Source organism: Thalassolituus sp. UBA675 (genome assembly GCF_002297765.1).
Lineage (GTDB): Bacteria > Pseudomonadota > Gammaproteobacteria > Pseudomonadales > Oceanobacteraceae > Thalassolituus.
Window position 1 is genome coordinate 1 of sequence record NZ_DBNJ01000016.1, and the last position, 7580, is coordinate 7580.

Annotated in this window: 4 protein-coding genes; 2 read left to right on the forward strand and 2 right to left on the reverse strand. The window is 51.5% G+C overall.

The genetic code is table 11. The annotated features are described in order from the left end of the window. Positions 1–88: 88 nt before the first annotated feature. Positions 89–3547, reverse strand: coding sequence for an ATP-binding protein (locus tag B3007_RS07310; protein ID WP_076514337.1), 3459 nt, complete (start codon positions 3545–3547; stop codon positions 89–91). A 126-nt stretch (positions 3548–3673) separates the two neighbouring features. Continuing rightward, positions 3674–5299 (reverse strand): ABC transporter permease, encoded by a 1626-nt coding sequence (locus B3007_RS07315; protein WP_076514336.1) that lies wholly within the window; start codon positions 5297–5299, stop codon positions 3674–3676. A gap of 83 nt (positions 5300–5382) precedes the next feature. Between B3007_RS07315 and B3007_RS07320 the strand changes: the two genes are divergently transcribed. Together B3007_RS07320 and B3007_RS07325 are read left to right on the forward strand one after the other, a co-directional pair. Further along, complete coding sequence (locus B3007_RS07320; protein WP_301376854.1) at positions 5383–6429, forward strand: ABC transporter ATP-binding protein; 1047 nt, start codon at positions 5383–5385, stop codon at positions 6427–6429. 13 nt (positions 6430–6442) lie between these two features. After that, entirely contained in the window at positions 6443–7459 is a 1017-nt protein-coding gene (locus tag B3007_RS07325; protein WP_068436754.1) for a Fe(3+) ABC transporter substrate-binding protein, read from the forward strand. The last annotated feature ends 121 nt before the right edge of the window (positions 7460–7580 follow it).

The following is a 7580-nucleotide window of genomic DNA, read 5'->3' on the forward strand; positions in this document are numbered from 1 at the left end:
CCCAAAACTGTGGGACAGCAGTGGTAACGGCGGGGCTTTTTGGTGGTCTTTTAGTTTACTACCAATCATTTCTCGACCATTGTCTGTTTCACGCCTGATTGCGCTTGCTCAGAAACTCGCTGAACGCTTCTTCCAGCTTGTCGTATTCATCCTCAAACATGTGCTTATATTTCTTCAGCGTATCCATGTGCCCCTCGCGGGCTTCGGCTTCCAGGGTTTTGCAGATATGTTGCAACCGCGTCGCCGCAACACTGGCCGACGAGCCTTGCAGGAACTTAGCGAGCGACACGACCTCTGCGGTATCAGTCCGCGCCAGCGCGCTCTTCAATTTAGCGACTTTTTCTTCACTGGCCTCATGAAATACATCAATTAATCTTCCTAGTCGCTCTTCCTGATTACTTACCAGCTTCATGACGGTTGGCTTATCCCACACGGGGTATATATCCAGGTCAGTGCTTTTTTCAACCACCAGCTGCTCTACAGGCTGATATTCGGCAGAGGTGACGGCTGACATCCATTGAGTCAGTGCTTTCCGCAGCTCTTCGTTATCAATCGGTTTGGCTAAATAATCGTCCATACCGGAGAGCAGGCATTTCTCACGATCTCCTGCCATAGCACTTGCAGTCATTGCGATGACAGGGATTCTGCAGGCACTATCGCCGGCATATCCCCCGCGAATCTGGCGAGTACACTCATAGCCGTCCATGGAAGGCATCTGACAATCCATAAGGATAAGATCAATCAGGTGGCCGGAGCGACGCAGCATATCGATGGCTTCTACGCCATTTCCGGCGGAAACGACTTCAGCGCCAAGGTGACGCACCATTCCCTCTATTACCGCCAGGTTAATCTGGTTGTCGTCAACCGCGAGAATTCTTCGCCCTGCCAGGGCGGCAGTTTTACCGCTGCTCTCCAGATTGGAACTTTTTTCGTCAGCAGATCCTGTTTTTAATCGGCGAACCGCATACTCCAGTTGCACCGGAGTAATGGGTTTCGATAAACGGAAGGCTCCATGCAAGTCGGGAAGTTCGATCTCTGTGCGCTTTACGTGAGGCACGGTGATGATGACTCCAGCGACGTTTTCATGAGGTACGAAGTTTTCGGCCAGAGTGGCATCAATGATTATGTAGCTACCTTTCCGGATATGCGCATCAGGCCGTGGGTGACGTGAGCTGATTGCTTGAGCACCCCAGCTTTTGAGAAGTTTTACCAGGTTTGCCGCTGAATCATCGGAGCGGTCAATGACATGGAAGTTGAGCCCGGAAAAATCGGGGTTTTGTTTTTCAGCTTCTGAACCTACTGCCAATTTCTGAACAAAAGTGGCTGTGAATTTAGTGCCTGATCCTTTTTCGCTCTGAACATCCAGTCTGCCACCCATTAACTTACAGAGTTTATTGGTAATAGTGAGTCCCAAGCCTGTACCACCAAATTCTCTTGTTACCGCCGCATCCTCCTGAACAAAGGCGTCGAAAATGGTTGGCAGTTTTTCTTTGCTTATACCGACACCGGTATCCTCTACTTCGATGCTCAATGTGGTGCTTTCTGCGTTTGTATTCTGCGTAGTCAGCCGTACAAGAATATGCCCTTTCAGCGTAAACTTGATCGCGTTATTAATCAGGTTGGTGAGTATTTGGCGGATACGGTTTGCATCACCGGAAAGCGAAGGTGACTGTACTTCTGAAACATCGAGAATGATCTCCAGACCTTTTTCTGACGCCGGGACTGACATGGATAGCACCAGATCTGAGATCAAGCGATTGAGGTCGTAGGGGATATTATCAATATCGAGTTTTCCTGCTTCGATCTTTGAAAAATCGAGGACATCATTAACGATCGCTGCCAATAATTGTGAGCTGGTATCTGCAAGATCAAGATACCGCTTTTCCTGAACTCTGAGTTCGCCGCGGCGAATCAACTGAAGCATACCAATAATGCCATTAAGAGGTGTCCGGATTTCATGGCTGACATTAGCAATAAACTGGCTCTTGGCGCGGCTTGCGGACAGTGCCATATTTCGTGCCTGCTCGAGTTCTTCGGTTCTCTGTTCGACGACGGCTTCGAGGTTAGTGTTTAAATCGCGGATTCGTTGTTCTGCTCGTTCCTGTTCGCTGATGTCCCGAATGATTGCAGAAACACCGATGGCCGCTCCCTTGGCCGTTTTGATGGGTGATACGCTGAGTTGGGTGGTCAGAGTGTGCTGATTTTTTGAGACAAGAGGTACGCGTAATGTCTCAGGTTGACCACCTTCAGCAACGCTGGCGATCACTTCTTTGACCCATTCCTGATGCTCGCCAGTGGCAAAGGTCTCGGTAAAGTCACTGTTTTCAATCTGGCGGCTGCTATAACCCAGGATGCTGGTTGCAGCGCTGTTCCAGCTTGTTATGGTTCCGTCCGTGCGCATCCCTATGATGGCATCCGTTGAGTCATCCACAATGGCACGGAAGCGTGCTTCGGTATCACTCAGATTTAAGGTTTTACGTACCTGCCGCTGGTAGAACAGGAACAGCACACTCAGTACGAAAGAAACAACTAAGGCGGCGGCGCTGAACCGCAACGTGTCTGAGATCGTTTGTTGCTGGATAAGCCGCGTTGGGGTCGCTATGGCAACCTTGATAAACCGATCACCATTGGAGCCGGGCATGTTCAGCTGGCGCTGCGTCAGGTAGTAGTGCGCTCCGTCGCTGTTTGCTGATACGAGTGCGGTACCGCGGTGAATAGAGTTTTGCTCTGCGCTGTACAGGTCGCTCCAGAGCGTGGCGTTTGCGAATTCAAAGCTGAAGGCCTCTCCCGATGTGGGTGACACAAGGATATGGCCATCGTGATCGTACAGGTACACTTTGCTTGTATTGGCTGCCAGGTTACTGAGACGAGACAGCAGGAAATAGGCGTCAAAGTTAAGAACCAGTGCGCCGAAAAGATGGCCATCTTGCGCATATATCGGCATGACGAGTCGGTAAACTGATTGATGTGGATAGGAAACGCGCCCGTATTCTTTATTCAGTTCAATATCGGATAGGTAGAAGTCGTTGGCTCGGATATAGGGCAGTATTTCAACGTAATCGCGGCCCCGCTTCTCCTGAAGTTCGGTACTGTTTGCAACCCGGGTGCTGCTGCCGGTGCGCTGCACACGAATAATTTCCGACCAGTTGCCGTCATTGATCAGATAGCGCGCCTGCAACGCGTGAGCGTTATTTTCAATGTAAGCTTGAAAGATGGTTTCCAGACGGGCTTTCCATTGTGCCTGCCGGGTATTGTCGAGCGGATCGATACCGCCGTTGCCTGAGGACCGCACTATGCCATGTATGGGTGGAGTCGCATAAAGGAAGCGTAGCTGGTGATAGTCCCTTTCGAACTGCTTGGCGAGTTCATCGATGATGGCGCTCTGCTGCTCGCCTGAAGCCTGCTGATACTGATCAAACACGCGCTGTTCAGACAAGTAGTATTGGCCGACTGTCACGAGTGTGAGCAAGAGAAGCAGGCCGAGTACCATGGTTTGTGGTCGTATATAGGCAGCTTGCTGCTGTTTGCTCGTGTGCCTCAGAAACATGGGGCTGCCTCTCGTGAACGTTGGCCTGTTCTCAAGGTTTAGTTCAAAGAGGCCAATATTCAATTCGATACTATGTGTGTCTCCTGACAATCAGGACGAGACTCGGCTATCAGAACGGCAGTCTCGTCAGCGCTTATCGGATAGCTTGTTGAGCAGCAGGACAGGCACGAGGCCGATAACGACAATGAGTAAAGATGCGGTGGAGGCCTCGGCGATGCGCTCATCGCTGGCCAGCTTATAGACGCGGGTCGCCAGCGTTTCAAAATCGAACGGGCGCAACAGCAAGGTAGCGGGTAGCTCGCGCATACTGTCGACGAAGACAAGGATGCCCGCTGCCAGTATTGAGCGGCTCATCAATGGCAGGTGGATACTTTTCAATACGCGCCATGGAGTCGCTCCCAGGCTGCGAGCGGCTTGATCGTATATCGGAGGAATAGCTTCCATGCCACTGTTGGTCGAGTTGAACGCCACGGTGAGAAAGCGCACGACATAAGCATATACAACGATGGCAACCGTACCGGTCAGTAGTAGCCCAGTCTGAATATCAAACTGCTCGTCAAAGAAGGTAGCGATGGCGCGATCGAATTGCGATACCGGGGCGAACAAGCCTACTGCCAGCAAGGCACCGGGTAGCGCATAACCCAGTGTTGATAGTTGGATAGAAAGGTTCACGGCTTTGCTGTCAGTCAGACGCTTAGCGTACGTCAGGACAAGCGCGATGATGACAGCGGCCAGTGTCGCTGACAAAGCCACTTGCAGGCTATTGCCGATAAACCCGGTAAAGCCATGTCCTAGCAGTGGATCACCTGTGGTCAGTGCGAAATACGCGAGGGTGCCACCAGGGATCAAGCTGCCCAATACGACAGGCAGAACGCACAGTAATGTCGCGCCTGCTGCTACTAGGCCTGTCAGCTGGGTGCGCTGAAGGTTACCGTCGCGGGCGATGGCTTGAGCCTGAGACGGGCGCCGGTTGTACTTTTCGATCACGATGAGCAGAACAACAAAGCTGAACATGACCGCCGCTAACTTCAGTGCCGCAGCCTTATCCCCCATTGAAAACCAGGTTCGGAATATGCCCGTCGAGAAGGTGGGTACGGCGAAGTAATCAACCGTGCCGTAATCCGCCAGCGTTTCCATCAAGACCAATGCTAGGCCACCCACTAAGGCGGGTCGGGCTGCTGGTAAGGCGATGCGCCAGAATGCATAAAACGGACTGGCCCCCAAGGTGCGCGCTGCATCATAAAGTGTCGCCGAGCGTTGGATAAAGGCCACACGAACCAGTAGGTACACATAGGGGTACAGCACCAGACTGATAATGAAGGCCGCACCACTCAACGAGCGTATTTCAGGAAAGTAATACTCACCAGCATACAAGCCAGTCAGGCTTCTGATCAGGGTCTGCACCGGGCCACTGTAATCCAGCAGATCGGTATAAACATAGGCGACGATATAAGCAGGGGCGGCGAGTGGCAGCATTAACGCCCAGGTCAGAATTCGACGTCCGGGGAACTCGGTTGCAGCGGTGAGCCACGCCGTTCCCACGCCAATTACAGTGGTATAGAGCGCGACCTGAACCATCAGGAGCAGAGTGTTACCTACGTATCCGGGCAGAACGCTACTGCTGATATGTGACCATGTTGATGTCGTTGGAGCGAACAGGGAGGTCAGAATGACAATAACGGGAACAAGCGTAAAAACAGAAATAAGAAAACTGCTGATTAGCCAACGCCATTGCGTCTGTTGGTTTTGCATGCCGGCTCTAATATTACGCGTGAGGTTGGTGTAGTATAAAGAACCATTCGCATATGTGACACCTGTTATTCGAGCCCGCCTGTATGCCGTTAGTTTTTTCTCAGATAAGCCACAGTTACGGTGCTACTCCCGTACTTCACGAGCTGGATTTTGCCGTCGAGCCTGGTCAGATTACTTGTTTATTGGGGCCATCGGGCGGTGGCAAAAGCACCCTGCTCCGCCTTGCCGCTGGGTTGGAGAAAGTTCAGCGTGGTGAGATCCACGTGGATAATGAAGTGCTGGCGAATGATGGTCTGCACCCGCCCCCGGAAGCTCGCCCGGTGGGGCTGATGTTTCAGGAGAATGCACTGTTTCCGAATATGACAGTGGCAGAAAACATTGCCTTCGGTATTCGGGATCTGAGCCGACGCGAGCAGCAGGAAAAAGTGAAAGAGCTTCTCGAGCTGGTTGGCTTGGACGAATATGGACAGCGCTATCCGCATCAATTGTCTGGTGGACAGCAACAGCGAATTGCACTGGTGCGTTCATTGGCACCGGAACCAAAAATTCTGCTGATGGACGAACCCTACGCGAGTATCGACATCACGCTGCGCCGGACATTACGGGAAGCGGCTCGCCGTACTATCAAAGAAAAAGGTACGACGGCCCTTCTGGTTACTCATGATCCTGACGAAGCAATGGAAATGGCAGACAGCATTGCCGTGCTCGATCAGGGTGTGATTGCGCAGGTCGGGACTCCGCAAGAAGTGTTTGAGTCACCCGCGACCGTGGCCGTGGCGACACTGTTCGGCGGGTCTCAACGACTGGCTATTACTGCAGCAGATGAACATGGGTTTGATACTGCGTTCGGCAGAATTCAGGCAGAGGCTGAGCGATTGAGTAGCTATCGCGACGCACACACCCTTGTGGTCAGGCCAAAAGGATTAAGTTTGAAAAAAAATGAAAAGTCGGACGTCGTTATTTCCGGTCTCAGATATATTGGCCACGATTGGCTGGCTTTTCTTACTAACAACAATACGCCATCTGCAACTGAGCCATTGAGAGTACTGATCGATGATGTGAGTCAGTATCAGCTGGGGGATCGCGTGGATTTGATCGCGAACCAGACCGGCGTCTTTCTATTTAAATAAATCTGGAGAACGTATGATTTCTTTTAGCAGAAAACTGCTAGCCAGCACGATGGCTGTAGCACTGAGCCTACCTGTGTTTGCTGCTGACGTGGTGAATATTTACAGCGCGCGTCACTACGACACAGACATCGCTTTGTATGAAAACTTCGAAAAGCGCACAGGCGTGAAGGTCAATCTGATCGAAGCACCAAGTGATACTCTGATTGAACGAATCGTTAACGAAGGCAAATACTCTCCAGCCGATATTCTGGTAACGGTCGATGCGGGGCGCCTATTTCGCGCGGAGCAGCGTGGCATTTTCAGTCCGGTAGAATCAGACGTGCTGGATGCTCGTATTCCCGCTCACCTCCGTCATCCGGATGGCTTGTGGTACGGCTTGTCGAAGCGTGCGCGAATTATTATTTACAACAAAGAGCGCGGTCTGCCTGAAGGCCTGAATTCCTATGAAGATATGGCTGACCCAAAGTTCAGCAAGCAGATCTGCGTTCGTTCATCATCTAACATTTACAATATTTCATTGCTGGCATCATTGGTTGAACACGATGGTGAAGAAGCCGCAGAGGCGTGGGCACAAGGGGTGATGGATAACCTGCTGAAGAAACCACAAGGCAATGACGTTTCTAATATTCGTGCAGTGGCGTCGGGTGAGTGTCGGATCAGTATCGTAAATACCTATTATGTTGCGCGTTTGCAGGCTGAAGGCGATGAAAGCGTGAAAGCGGTGGGTGTATTGTTCCCGAATCAGGAAGAAGGCGGATACGGAGCACACGTTAACATCAGTGGTGCGGGTGTATTAAAGCATGCACCTAACCGTGCTAATGCAATTGCATTTCTAGAGTACCTGACGGAGCCTGAGGCACAGAAGTATTTTGTCGAAGCAAACCACGAATATTCTGTGGTTGAGGGCGCGGAAACAGACTCCGTACTTGAGGCGATGGGAGACTTCAAAGAAGACACCATTAATGCAAGCGCCTTGGGCGAGCATCAGGTGACGGCAGTTAAAATCTTTGACCGCGTGGGTTGGAACTGACCACCGGCACAGGAAAACTGATCGCAAGATCAGCCAGTCAAAGGGCGCTCAATGAGCGCCCTTTTTCGTTGTGACTGTTATTGCTGTCTTTGCTTTATTGGGTATACGGATTTAATGGTTG